The organism is Streptomyces yaizuensis, from assembly GCF_034961445.1.
In the GTDB taxonomy this organism is placed as follows: Bacteria; Actinomycetota; Actinomycetes; order Streptomycetales; family Streptomycetaceae; genus Streptomyces; species Streptomyces yaizuensis.
Map to the genome: position 1 here is coordinate 171,690 of NZ_BSBI01000002.1, position 14,612 is coordinate 186,301.

The following is a 14,612-nucleotide window of genomic DNA, read 5'->3' on the forward strand; positions in this document are numbered from 1 at the left end:
GGTACCTGAACACCCCGGGCCGGTTCCGTCCCGGGGCCCGGACGACGCGCACCGACAGGAAGGCTGGACCCGACGATGACCACGGTCGGACTGCTCTACCCCGGACACCTGGCCGAGGACGAATTCCCCCGGCTGGAGGTACTGCTCGACAGCGACATCCGGCTGCCCCTCGTCCACACGGAACGTGCCGAGGCGGCCCACCGGGAGGACGCGCTGCGGTCGGCGGGCCCCCCGGAGCCGTCGGCGGCGGTCATGGAGCAGCTGCGGCTCGCGGGGGCCGAGTCGGTGGTGTGGGTGTCGGCCGCCGGCGGGTTCGCGTACGGGTCCGAGGGGGCGCACCGGCAGATCCGGGAGCTGGCGGTGGCGGCGGGGCTGCCCGCGTCCAGTACCGCGTTCGGCTTCGCGCACTCGGTGCGGCGGCTGGGGGCCACGTCGGCGGCGGTGGCGGCGGCCTGGCCCGATGAGCTGCTGGGGCGGTGTGTGGAGTTCCTGGCGGCGGAGGGCGTGGGCGTGGTGTCGGCGGGCGGCGCCGCCCCGGTGCCGCCGGACGAGGCCGCCGAGTGGGGCCGGGACGAGGTGGTGGCGCTGGCGCGCGCCGCCGACGATCCGCGCGCCGAGGTGCTGCTGCTGCCGGACACGGCCCTGCACACGGTGGCCCATCTGGACGAGCTGGAGGAGCTGCTGTCGAAGCCGGTGCTCACCGCGAGCCAGGTCACGGTCTGGGAGGGGCTGCGGCTCGCGGACCGCCGGGCGTGGGCCTTCCATCTGGGCGCGCTCTTCGCCAAACCGGGCCTCTGAGCCGTACCGGACACGGCTGGGAACACCGGGGGCGGGAACCAAACGGAGCTGTCCTCACGTTCGTTCGGCGTGCGGCCGGCGCACGAGGGCCGTCCGGATGCCCCGGGGGAGCGGGATGCCCCCTGACGAGGCATCCGGAGTGGTTTATGAGTGAACAGTTCCTATGGCTTGTTCAACATACCCTTAACCGCTCCTTAAGCCGCTTGTCACCGCCGCCGACAGGCGGCTTACTGGTGTCCGCACCCCGTTGACGAGCGGTTTCTCGCTCCGATTGGTCTAGTCCTGGTTTGGTCGGGACCATTGACGGGGTGATGGCTGAATCGCTATCTGTTGTCTCATCAACTCCTGTTCCAGGAGCCCCGGTTTCCCCCCACACGGAGGCTGTTTCGTGAGCTCCCGCAGACCCCTGATCGCGGCCCTGACGACGGCGGCGCTCGCCGCCGGCGGACTGGCCGGCTTCGCCGCCACCGGCACGGCCAGCGCGACGTCCCCCCAGAACACCGCCGCCGCTGCCCCCACCACCGGCGGAGTCAAGATCGCGTACTACGACCAGTGGTCCGTGTACGGCAATGCCTTCTACCCCAAGCACCTGGACACCCGGGGCATCGCGGGGAAGCTGGACATCCTCAACTACTCGTTCGGGAACATCCACCCGACCGATCTGACCTGCTTCCAGGCGAACAAGGCGGCGGGTGACGACAACAACCCCAACGCCGGTGACGGCGCGGGCGACTCGTACGCCGACTACCAGCGCACGTTCAACGCCGCGACCAGCGTCGACGGCGTCGCGGACCGCTGGGACCAGCCGATCGCGGGCGTCTTCAACCAGTTCAAGAAGCTCAAGGTCAAGTACCCCAAGCTGAAGATCAACATCTCGCTGGGCGGCTGGACGTTCTCCAAGTACTTCCACGACGCCGCCAAGACCGACGCGAGCCGCAAGAAGCTCGTCACCTCCTGTATCAACCAGTACCTCAAGGGTGACCTGCCCGTCGCCGACGGCTACGGCGGTGTCGGCTCCGCGGCCGGGATCTTCGACGGCATCGACATCGACTGGGAGTACCCCGGCTCCAACGGCGGTCACCTCGGCAACCACGTCGGCCCCGAGGACAAGGCCAACTTCACCCTGCTGCTCGCCGAGTTCCGCAAGCAGCTCGACGCGTACGGCGCGGCCAACGGCGGCAAGAAGTACCTGCTGACCGCCGCCATGCCGGCCGGCCAGGACAAGATCAAGCACATCGAGACGGACAAGGTCGGCGCGTACCTCGACTACGCGAACGTCATGACGTACGACATGCACGGATCCTGGCGGACCGCGGGCCCGACGTACCACCAGTCGCCGCTGTACTCCCCGGCCTCCGACCCGACCGACCCGATCGCGCCGGGCACCGAGAAGTACTCCATCGACAACGCCGTCAAGGCGTGGATCGACGGCAGCCCCGCCTACGGCATCGCGGGCGGCTTCCCGGCCAAGAAGCTCACCCTCGGCTACGAGATGTACTACCGGGGCTGGAAGAACGTCCCGGCCGGTACCACCAACGGACTGGGTCAGTCCGCGAACGGCGGCAGCGCCCCGCGCCCGCTGAGCCAGGCGGCCGGCATCGCCAACTACAAGGAACTCGGCGGCATCGTCGACAACCCGGCGACCACCTTCTGGGACGACCAGGCCAAGGCCTCGTACTTCTACAAGGACGGCGAGTTCTTCACCGGCCTCGACAAGCGGTCGATCAAGGCCCGTGCCGACTACGCCCACCAGCGCGGTCTCGGCGGCGCGATGCTGTACTCGCTGATCGGCCTGGACGAGCAGACCACGCTGCTCAACGACATCGTCGCGGCGGTCGGCCCCTCCCCGGTGGACCCGAACCCGCAGCCGACGCCGACCCCGACCCCGACGCCGAGCAACCCCAACCCGACGCCGTCGCCGTCCAACCCGGGCCCCGGCTGCACCGCGGCGGCGTGGACGGCGGGTGGCACGTACAACACCAACGCGCTCGTCTCCCACAAGGGCCGTGTCTGGAAGGCCGGCTGGTGGACGCAGGGCGAAGAGCCCGGCACCACGGGCCAGTGGGGTGTCTGGCGCGACCAGGGCGCCTGCTGACCCCCTGATCCACCGGGTTCGCTGGAACCCGTGAAGGCGCCCGGCCCGGCCGGGCGCCCCTGAACCCCCCACCCCAGCGCACCGGCCCCCCGCCGCCCGGCCCCACACGGCCGGCGGGGAGCCGGTGAAACCCCCCACACCGCCGCCCCCGGCCGGAAGCCACCCCTTCCGCCCGGGGGCGGTATCCATTCCCGGGATCCGGTGGTGCCTCAGGCCGACAGCGGCGCGCTGATCAGCTCCCCGATCCGGTCGGGCGGCACCGCCCGCGAGTACAGCCAGCCCTGGCCGGTGTCGCAGCCGATCCGCCGCAGCCGGGCCGCCTGCCCCGAGGTCTCCACGCACTCCGCCGTCACCGTGAGCCCCAGCCGGTGCGCCAGCTGCACCATCGCCTCCACGATCGTCTCGTCCGCCGGATTGGGGTGCGCCTCGTCCTGGAAGCCCCGCACGAACGACCCGTCCAGCTTCAGCACCGACACCGGCAGCCTGCTCAGATACGCCAGGTTCGAATAGCCGGTCCCGAAGTCGTCGATGGCGATCTGCACCCCCATGTCGCTGAGCGCCTGGAGCGCCTGGAGCGGCCGGCCCGCCGACCCCATGACCGCCGACTCGGTCAGCTCCAGTTGCAGCAGCCGGGGCGCGAGCCCCGTCTCGGCCAGGATCTCCGCCACGTCCGCCACCAGGTCCGAGTCCCAGACCTGCCGGACGGCGACATTGACGCTCACGAACAGCGGCGGCGCACCCGGGTGGTCCCGCTGCCACTGCCGGGCCTGGCGGCAGGCCGTCCGCAGCACCCAGCGACCCAGCTGGACGATGGAACCGTCCTCCTCCGCGATGCCGACGAACCGATTCGGCGTCAGGGTGCCGAACTCCGGGTGGTTCCACCGCACCAGCGCCTCGACCCCCCGCGTGACCCCGTCGGCGAGCCCCACCAGCGGCTGGTACTCCAGCGCGAACTCCCCGCGCTCCACCGCCGGACGCAGCGTCGAGGCGAGCGCCTGCCGGGTCACCCGGTGGGCGTTGCGCTCCGGGTCGAAGAGGGTCCAGCGCGCCTTGCCGTCCTCCTTGGCCCAGTAGAGCGTGGTGTCGGCGGCCTGCATCAGACCCGTGGCACTCGTGCCCGCGACGGCCCGCTCCACCACCCCGATCGACGCCGACACCGACAATCGCTGCCCGTCCAGGTCGAACGGCCGCTGGAGCGCCGCCAGCACGGTCGCCGCGACCGAGGTGACCTGCTCGGTCCCGGTGGACTCCTCCACCAGTACGGCGAACTCGTCGCCGCCGAGCCGCGCCACCAGATGCCCGTCGGGGCCCGTGCACTCGGTCAGCCGCCCGGCGACGGCGGCCAGCAGCCGGTCCCCGACCCGGTGGCCGAGGGTGTCGTTGATGGCCTTGAACCCGTCCAGGTCGAGATAGCAGAGCCCGATCCGGCCGGTGGACCCGTGGTCGTACGCCGACGACTCCAGCGCCGCCGTCAGCCGTTCAAAGAACAGCGCCCGGTTCGGCAGCAGGGTCACCGCGTCGTGCATCTGGAGATGGCGCAGCCGCGCCCGCAGCTCGCGCCGCTCCCCGACGTCGGTGACGGAGAGCACCACCCCGGGGCGCCCCGCCAGCGGGGCCACGGTCACCTCCGCCCACAGGACGCTGCCGTCGGTGTGCTTGAGCCGCCGGGTGCAGCGGAACCGGGACCGCCGCCCGTGCAGCACCTCGTGGTACGCGTGCCAGGCGCGGCGGTCGCAGGACAGATCGAGGAGATCGGCGGCGGGGCGGGCGCGCAGGGCCTCCGGTTCCCCGCCGATCAGCGCCGCGAAGGCCGTATTGGCGAGGACGACGAGCCCCTCGCGGTCGAGGAGGGCCAGAGCGGCGGGCGCCGACGCGAACGCGGTCCGGTAGTCGCGCGGCTCCACGGGGGTGCGGTCGTCACGCTCCGCTATCCGCCGCCGGCTCCCGCCGGGGGCCTCGGCGTCCGTGGGCCCTGCTCCATCGGTGGTTGCTCTCACCGCTCACTCCCGCAGTGCAGTGGTCTCGTACAGGGGCGTACAGCTTGTACAGGGGCGTACAGATGTGGTCGCGAAGGGTCGGGGACTTGGGCAAAGAGGTCGGGAAAGTGTGCCGATCATAGGGGCTGACCCAGGGGCGTTCCAGCTGCGCCACTTGGGTGCGGCCCGTCCGGGGACCCCGCCCGATCGTTTCTGCACGGGTCTTTGCCGAGGTCGTTTCCAGGATGAACGGATGTGACATTCCGTGACCCGTCGGAGTGTCGGCACAACGGGGGACGGCACCGGATCGGTCACCCGACTGGGGCACCGGAACAGGGCGTATATCACCAAACCTCGACAAAGTGGTTGCGATGTCGTCCCATCCTCGGTCGGAGGTCCACGTGGCGGGTCAGCAGTCACCCTCGGGTCCACCCGAGGGGGTGGACGGCGGGACTCCGCATGACGGCGGGCCGTGGAGCAGGAGCGACGGCGGGAGCGACGGCGACGGTGGTGGTGGCGCCGGCTTCGGCGACGGTGGCTCCTGGGACGGCGGCGGCGACGACGACGGCGGCGGTGGTGGCGGTGGCGGTGACGGCTTCGACGGTGGCGGTGGCTCCTGGGACGACGGCGAGGAGGCGCCGGCATCGGAACGCGGCCGGCTCCGCAGCGCCGCCGCGGCCTTCACCTCCCTCATGGCGGTCGTCGCCACCTCCCTCGTCGCGGGCCCCGCCGCCCACGCCGCCGAATCCGCCTGCGCCCTGCCCCGTACCCCCGCCCACCACTCCCTCGGCCTGGACAGCTGGAACGCCGCCTACCCCAAGCCCGTCCGCGACCTCGACGCGGTCATGGTCTTCCTCTCCTTCCCGGACTCCGAGCCCCGCCACTCACCCGAGCTGCTGGCCGCCGACCACTTCCCCGCCACCAGCGGTTTCTTCGACCGCTCCTCGTACGGGCGGTTCTCGCTGCGCCCGCACCCCCTGCGCCGCTGGGTGCCCATGCCGAAGGACTCCACCGCGTACGGGATAAGCCGCGACTGGGACGCCGAGAACCGGTCCGCCTATCTGCGGGACGCCTTCGCCGCCGCCGACCGCGAGGTCGACTTCTCCCGTTACGACATCGTCTATCTGGTCGCCGACCCGGACGCCCCCGGCGTGGACTCCGACGCCACCAAGGTCGTCAACTTCGACCATCCGCTGCGCGTCGACGACACCGGGATCCGGCGGGTCGTGACCGTCTTCGAACGCCATCCGCCGGACCGCAACGTCCTGGCCCACGAGACCGGGCACGTCTTCGACCTGCCGGACCTCTATCACCGGCCCGTCGACGGCCGGGGCGACTGGGACACCCACGTCGGCGACTGGGATGTCATGGGCAGCCAGTTCGGCATGGCCCCCGACCTCTTCGGCTGGCACAAGTGGAAGCTCGGCTGGCTGGACGCGCGGGCCGTGCGCTGTGTGACCGGGCCCGAGCTGATCACCCTGGAGCCGATCGCCGCGCCCGCGCCCGGCGGGGGCCTCGGGACCCGGCTGGCTGTCGTCCGCACCGGTCCGGGCACCGCGATCGCCATCGAGGCCCGGGGCGCGGTCGGCAACGACGACGGGCTCTGCACGGAGGGCGTGCTGCTCTACCGCGTACGGTCGGACACCGCGTCCGGCGGCGGCCCCATCGAGGTCGTGGACACCCACCCGGGGAGCGAGGCGTGCTGGGACCGTTCGGTCTATCCGGAGCTGGCCGACGCGCCGCTGGGGGTGGGGGAGACGTACACGCTGCCCGGGGAGCGCGTCCGGGTGTCGGTCGCCGACCGCACCCCGTCCGGGTCCTTCACCGTCGAGATCGACCACGCCGGCCCCTGACCCCGGCCCTCGCAGCGGCTGTGAGCAGCGAAAAGACCCCCTCGCCTGAGCGAGAGGGCCTTTTCTGTGCGTGCGCCGTCAGGGACTCGAACCCCGGACCCGCTGATTAAGAGTCAGCTGCTCTAACCAACTGAGCTAACGGCGCCTGCTGACGTCGTAGAGATTAGCACCCTGGTCGCCGGGGAGAAAAATCGATCCCCGCACGTCCGGGGCGGCGGCGGTACGGGCCGCCCGGACACAGGCCCACAGGAGCACCTCGGGGCCCGGGAGCCACGGGTGGCGGCTGTCGGGCGCCACCAGCCAGCGGGAGCCCGGCGCGCGCCCGTCCCCCGGGGCCACGGGCGGCACGGTGATCGCGTCGCCGGTGCCGTGACAGAGCAGCGGAGGCACCGAGTCCCCCCACTCCTCCCACTCCAGCAGCGCGGGCAGCCGGGCCGCCGTCCCCGGGGCGGCGAAGATCAGGGCGCGGCCGCGGTGGGCGGCGACAGGGCCGGAGCCGGGGCCCTCGCCCCTGAGCCGGTCCAGCATCTGCCGGCCGAAGACCGCGACCACGCTGACCACGTCGAACGCGGAGCCGCAGGGGAGGACGGCGGGGGCGGTGGGCTCGGCCTCCCAGAGCGCGAGCAGGGCGCGCGGAGACGTTCCTGCCGAGGCCAGCCACTGCACGCCGGCGGCGGTGGCGCGGGTGGCGGTGGCGCGGGTGGCGGCGGCCTGGGGGGCGGCGGTCCGCACGGCACGGCCCGAGCCCCGGCCCGGGTCCCGGCCCGATTCCCGGCCCGGATCGCCGGGTCCCCGCCCGCCGGCCGTCCCCCGGGGGCCGTCGGCGGCGGGGGGCCGGGTGCTCGTGGATCTGGGTGCGCTCATGGGTCCAGATGTACCCGGAGTGATCGCGTGATAGCCCAGTGTTGGCGAAAGCGGGGACAGGGGGACGGGGGAGCGGGTATGGTGCCGCCTCGCATATGCCCCTGGCCGACCGGAACGCCTCCAACCGGAATGCGCCGGGAGCGCGCCGGGAGCGCCGCGGGAGCGCGCAGGGCCATGGACGTGCATCCGGCCACCCGGGTGCCGTTCACCGCGGCACCCGGCCGTCCTACGGCGAGACCCCGCCGTCCCGGATCAGCACCCGCCCGAATTCGATCATCTTCCGGGCGTAGTCCTCGGTCCACCCCGCCCGGTCGGCGATGTCCCGGGCGGTCAGCCGGTCGAACCGCCGGGGATCCGCCAGCTGGGCCGCCGCGAGCGCCTGGAACTCGGTGGCGCGGTCGGCGGCGGCCCGGAAGGCGAGGGTCAGCTCCGTCGCCCGGGAGAGCAGCTCCCGGGGGTCGTCCATCGACTCCAGGTCGAAGAAGTGCTCCGGGTCGGAGGCGGCCTCCGACGGCTCGAAGAGCAGGGGCGCGGGCCGCATCCTGGGCGCGGGCTGCTGGGGTTCCGCCATGTGCTGCTTCCTCCTCGCACGGGTCCACGGGCTCTTCCGGACCGCCCTCCATTCTCCAGGCAGCCGCAAGGGGGCGCGGCCCGTGGGCCCGCGCCCCCTTCCCATGACCGCCGTGCGCCCCGGCTCACGGGCCCCGGCTCACGGGCCCGCGACGGCCCGCGCGGCCGGGGCTCGGCCCGTCGGACCGGGGCTCGGCCCGTCGGCGCGGGCTCAGCCCGTCAGATGGGCGATGTCGTTCCAGTGGTCCATGGCCGGCTCCCCGTACCCCCAGCCCAGCACCGACAGCGACGCCGGGTCCAGCTTCAGCCGGGCCGCGAACGACGGGTCCAGGGAGAGCCAGCGCGCCGCCAGCACCCGCAGGATGTGCCCGTGCGCGAAGACCAGCACATCCCGGTCGGCCTCCTTCGCCCAGGCGATCACCTCGTCCGCCCGCGCGCCCACCTCGGCCAGCGCCTCCCCGTCGCGCACCCCGTCCCGCCAGATCACCCAGTCCGGGCCCGCCCGCTCCCTGATCTCGGCCGGGGTCAGCCCCTCGTACGCCCCGTAGTCCCACTCCATCAGCGCGTCCCACGCCTTGGCCCGCTCGCCGAACCCGGCCAGCGCGCAGGTCTCGGCCGCCCGCGCCAGCGGGCTGGTGCGCACCTCGACGTCCGGCAGCCCCGAGAACGGCGCCCGCCGCAGCCGTTCGCCCAGCAGCCCGGCGCCGCGCCGGCCCTCCTCCAGGAGCGGGATGTCCGTCCGCCCGGTGTGCCGGCCCAGCAGCGACCATTCGGTCTGGCCATGCCGGACGAGCAGGATCCGCGGTGCCATATCACGGCCTCCGTAGTGATAAGTGCAGGTGATGACCGTTCATCATCGCTCAGGAAGGTCACTGGCAACCTCCGGGGCGCTCCCTGCGTCCCCTCCTGAGTCGGGACCCAGGTACGGGTCGGACCGCTTCGCCCCGTACGGTTGGGCAGTGGCCACCGACCGAAGGAACACCGGGCCACCGGAAGAAACCCAGGGGGAGAAACGCTCGGATGCCGTACCTCGCACGCGGTCAGCGGCCCCGCTGGTGGACCGAACTGATCCTCATAGCCGTCGTCTACGTCGCCTACTCGGCCGGACGGCTCCTCGCGCGCGGTGACGTGAACACCGCCGTCGACCACGGGCTCGCGATACTCAGGGCCGAACGGGCCCTGAACCTGGACTTCGAAACCCCGCTCAACAAGATCTTCACCGAGACGCCGGCGATCGGCATACCCGCCGACTTCCTCTACGCGTCCCTGCACTACCTCGTCACCCCGGCCGTGCTGATCTGGCTCTTCCGCAGCCACGCCGTCCGCTACCGGGCCGCCCGCACCTGGCTGATGGTCTCCACCCTGCTGGGCCTGGTGGGCTTCACCCTCACCCCCACCTGCCCGCCCCGGCTGCTGCACGAGTCCCACGGCTTCGTGGACACCATGGCGCAGTACAGCTCCTACGGCTGGTGGGGCGCCGAGGCGAGCGCCCCGCGCGGCATGGGGGGCTTCACCAACCAGTACGCGGCCATGCCGAGCCTCCACGTCGGCTGGGCGATCTGGTGCGGCGTGATCATGTGGCGGGTCGGCCGCGGACCGGTCATGCGCACCCTCGCCGTCGCCTACCCGCTCGTCACCGTGATCGTCGTCATGGGCACCGCCAACCACTACTTCCTCGACGCCGTCGCCGGAGCCGCCGTGATGGGCATCGGCGCCCTGCTGGCACGGCCCGCGATGCGGCTGGCCGACCGGATCCGGGCCCGCTTCGACCTCGCCGCCACGGCCACCCGCACCACCCCCTCCGCCGGCCGCGCCGTACCCGAGCGGACCGCTGCGGCCACCGGGGAGTCCCCGATTGTCGGTGCCGGATGCCAGACTGCGACGGGTGAGCGAATCCCTGGACAGCGGACCACCCCCGCAGGCGCCGACGACACCACTCCGGCAGCGGCTCGCTGAACTGCGCGGCCCCGCCGCCCGCCCGCGCCCGCTGGACGCCCGGTCCCTGGCCGCCCTCGCGGCCAACCCCGGCTGCTCCCGGCGGGCGCTGCTGGACGGCGCCGGGGTGGACAAGGCGGCGCTGGCCGCCGCGCTCGGCTCGCCCGCCGGGTACGGCCAGTCTCAGTTCGCCTTCATGCGGGGCAACGCCTTCGAAGCCCGCGTCAAGTCCGACGGCGGCGCCGAGCTGATGCGGCTCATGGGCGTGGAAGGCGGCCGGTTCCGGCTGCCGGAACTGACGGCGGCAGGCCCCGAAGGGCGGGCCGCCCGCACCTCCCTCGCACTGCGCGAGGCCACCGCCGACGGCGGCTGGACCCTGCTGGACCACCCCATGCTGCTGCTGGAGGTCGCCGGCTCCCCCGTCTGCCTGGAGCCCGACGCGGTCGTCGTCCACCCCGACGGCCGGTGGACCGTGGTCGAGATCAAGTCCTTCCCGATGATCGACGGCTCCGCCGACGCCGCGAAGGTGGGGGCCGCCGCCCGCCAGGCCGCCGTGTACGTCCTGGCACTGGAGCGGGTCGCCGCCCACATCCCCGGCGCCGAGGTCCGCCGCAGCGCGCTGCTCGTCTGCCCCAAAGACTTCTCCAACCTGCCCACCGGCTCCCTGGTCGACGTCCGCAAACAATGCGCCGTCACCGACCGGCAGCTGCGCCGGCTGACCCGCATCGAGGACATCGCCGCCACCCTGCCCGAAGGGTGCACCTTCGACCCCGAACGGCCCGCCGACGAGCTGACCGCCGCCGTCGAGTCCGTCGCCGCCGCGTACGCGCCCGACTGCCTCGCCGCCTGCGAGCTGGCCTTCCACTGCCGCGACCGGGCCAGGGCCCGGGGAGCGGTCACCGCCCTCGGCCGCGCCACCCGGGGCGAACTGGGCACCCTCACCACCGTGGACGACGTCCTGGCCGCCGCCCGCGGCACCCTCGGGGACGTGGCCGACCCCGCCGTCGCGGCCCTGCGCCGGGCCGCCGCCCTGCGTGCCGAGGCCCTCGGCCACGCCGTCCCCGCCGCCCGCCGCCCCGGGGAGACCGCCGCCCCGCCCGGGGAAGACGTACAGGCCACGGGCGACGACCGGACAGCCCACGACGACGCGGACGAGGAGCCCGGCGCATGTCGCTGATGTCCACACTGGCCCGGCTGGAGGCCGTCGAGTCCGGCCGCGCCCGGCCCCTGACGACCGTCCGCCACCGCCATCTCGGCGACCGGCCGCTGGTCCTGGTCCCCCTGACCACCGCCGGCGAGGCGGGCGCCCCCCTCGGCGCCCTCGTCGGCACCGACCGCGAACGGCCCACCCTGCTCACCGTCGCCCAGCCCCGCGACCGCGACCTGCGCTTCACCTTCCTCGCCGAACTCGCCGACGCGATCCTCCCGCACCTGGAGGCCTACGCGGACGACACCGAGCAGGTCGAACGGACGGAGACCGACCCCACCACCGGCAAACGCGTCCGCGCCGAGGCCGAGCTGTGCGCCGACGCCCCCCAGCTGATCGTCCCCGGCCGGGCCGCGATCGACTTCGTCCGCCTCCTCGGGCGCTCCATGCGCTTTCGGCGCACCACCGAACAGGACCCGGACACGCCCTACCCGGCCCCGCCCCACGTACCGCTCCTCGGCCGCTGGCTCACCCACTACGGCGAGCGGGCCCGGGTCCCCGGCTCCTCGCTGCTGCTCGCCGCGACCGACCTGCTCGGCCGGCACTGGGCCACCGGCCAGTCCTCCGTCGAGGACCAGCACCTGGGCGCCCTCCTCGCCTGGATCGACCCGCCCGGCGGCCACGACGGCGCCGAGGCCGCCCTGCGCGCCGAGACCGGCCGCGACGCCCGCGGACAGCTGCTCTGCCCGCCCGCCGGGCCCGCGACCGACCCCGCCTTCGACAACAAGGTCCTCGCCCCCGCGGTCGCCGCCTACGACCGGGCCCGCCAGGAACTGGCGGCCGCTGAGGACGGCGCCGCCGCGGACGCCTGGCACGGCCGCCTCACCGCAGCCGAGCGGGAGATCCGGGCCGCGCTCCACTCCCAGCTGGCACCCACCTGGCACGCCGTCTGGCACGCCCTCGACCTGCTGCGGGAACTGCCCGAGGGATCCCGGGTCACCGACCGCTGGACCCGCGACCGCTGGTCGTTCACCGCCCACCGGGACCGGGTACGGGCCGGTGAGCCGCCCCAGCCCCGCCAGGACGACGCCGTCACGGCCGCCCGCAAACTGGCCGCCCGCGAGAGCGCGCAGGCCCAGCTCGCCGCCCAGGAGGCCCTGGACGATCCGCTGGTGCTCGCGGAGCGCAGGCTCGCCGGGGAGGCGTTCGTCGCGGAGGTCACCGAAGTGGTGATGGCCTGGACCGAGTCCAAACGCCCCTCCCCCCGCCCGCTCGTCACCCTGCGCACCGACGACGGCCCCCGGCTCACCGAAGGACAGAAGCTGTACCGCTCCCTGGAGGGCCGGCCGCAGACGGCGGAACTCGTCCGGCAGGAGCCCGACGGAGTCCTCCTCGTCCGCCTCCTGGACCGGATGGGCCGCGCCAGGGACCCGGCGGCCGGCACCGTCCCCGAGAAGGGCGACCGGATCGACTGGACCCTGTTCGAGCACGACGTACGGGGCGGGCCCAAGCTGCCGGAACCGGAGGAGACCCCGTGGACCCACGGCGGCCCGCCCGGCACGACGGCCGAGAACCCCGACCCGGTGACCCCGGAGGACCTGCTGTGACCACGACCGCGTTCGACCCCGCCGCCGCGGCGGCCGCCGCCACCGCGGACATCCTCGACGCCACCCTGCACGGGGAGCACCGGGGCGTGGTCGTGGACTCCCCGCCCGGCGCGGGCAAGTCCACACTCGTCGTCCGCGCGGCCCGCGAACTCGCCGCCGCCGGCCGCCGGCTGATGATCATCGCGCAGACCAACGCGCAGGTGGACGACCTCGTCCTCCGGCTCGCCGCGAAGGAACCCGGCCTGCCCGTGGGACGGCTCCACAGCAGCGACCCCGACGCCTACGACAAGGCCCTCGACACCCTCCCCAACGTGCGGACCTCCGCCAAGGCCACCGACCTCGCCGCCCTCGACGTCGTCGTCTCCACCGCCGCGAAATGGGCCCACGTACGGGGCGTGGAGCCCTGGCGGCACGCGATCGTCGACGAGGCCTACCAGATGCGCTCCGACGCGCTGCTCGCCGTCGCCGGCCTCTTCGAACGGGCCCTGTTCGTCGGCGACCCGGGACAGCTCGACCCCTTCTCCATCGTCGGCGCGGAACAGTGGGCCGGGCTCTCCTACGACCCCTCCGCCAGCGCGGTCTCCACCCTCCTGGCCCACAACCCCGAACTGCCGCAGCTGCGGCTGCCCGTGTCCTGGCGGCTCCCGTCGTCAGCGGCCGGGCTCGTGTCGCGCGCGTTCTACCCGTACACCCCCTTCCGCAGCGGCACGGGCCCCGAGGACCGCAAGCTGACCTTCGGGACCGCCTCCGACGGATCCCCGCACGACCGGGTCCTCGACGAAGCCGCCGCATCCGGCTGGGGCCTCCTCGAACTGCCCGCCCGGCACACCCCCCGCACCGACCCCGAAGCGGTCCGCGCCGTCGCCACGGTCGTCCGCCGCGTCCTCGACCGGGGCGCCGCCGCGACCAGCACCGCCGACACCCCTCCGACCCCCGTCACCGCCGACCGCGTCGCCGTCGGCACCGCCCACCGCGACCAGGCCGCGGCGGTCCGCGCGGCCCTCACCGACCTGGGCGTCACCGGCGTCACCGTGGACACCGCGAACCGCCTCCAGGGCCGCGAGTTCGACGTCACCGTCATCCTCCACCCCCTCTCCGGCCGCCCCGACGCCACGGCCTTCCACCTGGAGACCGGGCGGCTGTGCGTGCTGACGTCCCGCCACCGCAACGCGTGCGTGGTGGTGTGCCGGGCGGGGGTCGCGGACCTGCTGGACGACCATCCGTCGACGGAGCCGGTGCAGCTGGGCGTCACGGTCAAGTTCCCCGACGGCTGGGAGGCGATGATGTCGACGTGGGACCGCTGGTCGTCTCACCGGGTCGTCTGCCGCCCCTAGCCTCCGCACCTGTACGGGTGCGGCCTCGCGCTGGGGGGCCCGTGTCGGTACGGGGCGTGGCGCTCGTCCGGGGCCCCGGCTGCCCGGCCCGTGTCGGTACGGGTGCCTCGGCCTCGCGTCCGGGGTCCCGGCTGCCTTGCCCGTGTCGGTACGGGGTCCCGCACCCTCCTTCCCCCCGCCGGGGGTACCGGCCGCCTCCGCTGACTTCGTGGGCGGGGGTGCAGGGTCGCCCCCGCAGGGGATCGGCGGACCTACCGGGTCAGTGGGACAGCCGCTTCGCGCTCGCCGACCCCGAGGAGGTGAGCCCGGAGGCCCCGCCAACCCGCACCACTACCCGGTCCCGGGCCGACCCGCACAAAACCGCCCCGCCACCGTCGACCCGCACACAACCCGCCTCGCCGACGATCACCCGAGCAAAACTCAGCCTCGCCGG

The 14,612-nt window shown here is 73.8% G+C and carries 11 protein-coding genes and 1 tRNA gene; 7 read left to right on the forward strand and 5 right to left on the reverse strand.

Annotated elements, in window-relative coordinates; all coding sequences use genetic code 11:
- Positions 1–75 precede the first annotated feature (75 nt).
- Positions 76–798 carry an aspartate racemase/maleate isomerase family protein gene (locus SYYSPA8_RS04665; protein WP_323445653.1) on the forward strand — a complete coding sequence of 241 codons (723 nt, stop codon included), beginning with the start codon at positions 76–78 and terminating at the stop codon, positions 796–798.
- Positions 799–1,186: 388 nt separating this feature from the next.
- Positions 1,187–2,893 (forward strand): glycosyl hydrolase family 18 protein, encoded by a 1,707-nt coding sequence (locus tag SYYSPA8_RS04670; protein ID WP_323445654.1) that lies wholly within the window; start codon positions 1,187–1,189, stop codon positions 2,891–2,893.
- A gap of 209 nt (positions 2,894–3,102) precedes the next feature.
- Here SYYSPA8_RS04670 and SYYSPA8_RS04675 read toward each other — a convergent pair whose 3' ends face one another.
- Positions 3,103–4,890 carry a putative bifunctional diguanylate cyclase/phosphodiesterase gene (locus tag SYYSPA8_RS04675; RefSeq protein ID WP_323445655.1) on the reverse strand — a complete coding sequence of 596 codons (1,788 nt, stop codon included), beginning with the start codon at positions 4,888–4,890 and terminating at the stop codon, positions 3,103–3,105.
- Positions 4,891–5,240: 350 nt separating this feature from the next.
- Here SYYSPA8_RS04675 and SYYSPA8_RS04680 point away from each other — a divergent pair, with 350 nt between their 5' ends.
- The gene (locus SYYSPA8_RS04680; RefSeq protein ID WP_323445656.1) at positions 5,241–6,722 is read left to right on the forward strand and encodes a M6 family metalloprotease domain-containing protein; all 1,482 of its coding nucleotides are present in this window, start codon (positions 5,241–5,243) and stop codon (positions 6,720–6,722) included.
- 71 nt (positions 6,723–6,793) lie between these two features.
- Here SYYSPA8_RS04680 and SYYSPA8_RS04685 read toward each other — a convergent pair.
- The 4 genes from SYYSPA8_RS04685 to SYYSPA8_RS04700 all read right to left on the reverse strand — a co-directional run bounded on the left by SYYSPA8_RS04685 (position 6,794) and on the right by SYYSPA8_RS04700 (position 8,967).
- A tRNA-Lys gene (locus SYYSPA8_RS04685) sits at positions 6,794–6,867 on the reverse strand.
- The gene (locus SYYSPA8_RS04690) at positions 6,858–7,586 is read right to left on the reverse strand and encodes a bifunctional DNA primase/polymerase (protein ID WP_323445657.1); all 729 of its coding nucleotides are present in this window, start codon (positions 7,584–7,586) and stop codon (positions 6,858–6,860) included. Before SYYSPA8_RS04690 ends, SYYSPA8_RS04685 begins: the two co-directional genes overlap by 10 nt.
- A 226-nt stretch (positions 7,587–7,812) precedes the next feature.
- A complete protein-coding gene (locus tag SYYSPA8_RS04695; RefSeq protein ID WP_323445658.1) occupies positions 7,813–8,157 on the reverse strand; it encodes a hypothetical protein in 345 nt (114 codons plus the stop codon).
- Positions 8,158–8,367: 210 nt separating this feature from the next.
- A complete protein-coding gene (locus SYYSPA8_RS04700) occupies positions 8,368–8,967 on the reverse strand; it encodes a histidine phosphatase family protein (RefSeq protein WP_323445659.1) in 600 nt (199 codons plus the stop codon).
- A 209-nt stretch (positions 8,968–9,176) separates the two neighbouring features.
- Between SYYSPA8_RS04700 and SYYSPA8_RS04705 the strand changes: the two genes are divergently transcribed.
- Genes SYYSPA8_RS04705 through SYYSPA8_RS04720 form a run of 4 tightly spaced genes read left to right on the forward strand, consistent with a single transcriptional unit; the run spans position 9,177 to position 14,179 of the window.
- The gene (locus tag SYYSPA8_RS04705) at positions 9,177–10,112 is read left to right on the forward strand and encodes a phosphatase PAP2 family protein (protein ID WP_323445660.1); all 936 of its coding nucleotides are present in this window, start codon (positions 9,177–9,179) and stop codon (positions 10,110–10,112) included.
- A complete protein-coding gene (locus SYYSPA8_RS04710) occupies positions 10,042–11,268 on the forward strand; it encodes a hypothetical protein (protein ID WP_323445661.1) in 1,227 nt (408 codons plus the stop codon). The genes SYYSPA8_RS04705 and SYYSPA8_RS04710 overlap by 71 nt, the downstream gene beginning before the upstream one ends.
- The gene (locus tag SYYSPA8_RS04715; RefSeq protein ID WP_323445662.1) at positions 11,259–12,845 is read left to right on the forward strand and encodes a hypothetical protein; all 1,587 of its coding nucleotides are present in this window, start codon (positions 11,259–11,261) and stop codon (positions 12,843–12,845) included. The genes SYYSPA8_RS04710 and SYYSPA8_RS04715 overlap by 10 nt, the downstream gene beginning before the upstream one ends.
- Positions 12,842–14,179, forward strand: coding sequence for an AAA domain-containing protein (locus SYYSPA8_RS04720; RefSeq protein WP_323445663.1), 1,338 nt, complete (start codon positions 12,842–12,844; stop codon positions 14,177–14,179). The genes SYYSPA8_RS04715 and SYYSPA8_RS04720 overlap by 4 nt, the downstream gene beginning before the upstream one ends.
- The last annotated feature ends 433 nt before the right edge of the window (positions 14,180–14,612 follow it).

Excerpts from the sequence above, each read along its gene's own strand:
- SYYSPA8_RS04665 (WP_323445653.1), top strand. The coding sequence starts at position 76 with ATGACCACGGTCGGACTGCTCTACCCCGGACACCTGGCCGAGGACGAA.
- SYYSPA8_RS04680 (WP_323445656.1), top strand. The coding sequence starts at position 5,241 with ATGTCGTCCCATCCTCGGTCGGAGGTCCACGTGGCGGGTCAGCAGTCA.
- SYYSPA8_RS04690 (WP_323445657.1), bottom strand. The coding sequence starts at position 7,586 with ATGAGCGCACCCAGATCCACGAGCACCCGGCCCCCCGCCGCCGACGGC.
- SYYSPA8_RS04695 (WP_323445658.1), bottom strand. The coding sequence starts at position 8,157 with ATGGCGGAACCCCAGCAGCCCGCGCCCAGGATGCGGCCCGCGCCCCTG.
- SYYSPA8_RS04700 (WP_323445659.1), bottom strand. The coding sequence starts at position 8,967 with ATGGCACCGCGGATCCTGCTCGTCCGGCATGGCCAGACCGAATGGTCG.
- SYYSPA8_RS04705 (WP_323445660.1), top strand. The coding sequence starts at position 9,177 with ATGCCGTACCTCGCACGCGGTCAGCGGCCCCGCTGGTGGACCGAACTG.
- SYYSPA8_RS04715 (WP_323445662.1), top strand. The coding sequence starts at position 11,259 with ATGTCGCTGATGTCCACACTGGCCCGGCTGGAGGCCGTCGAGTCCGGC.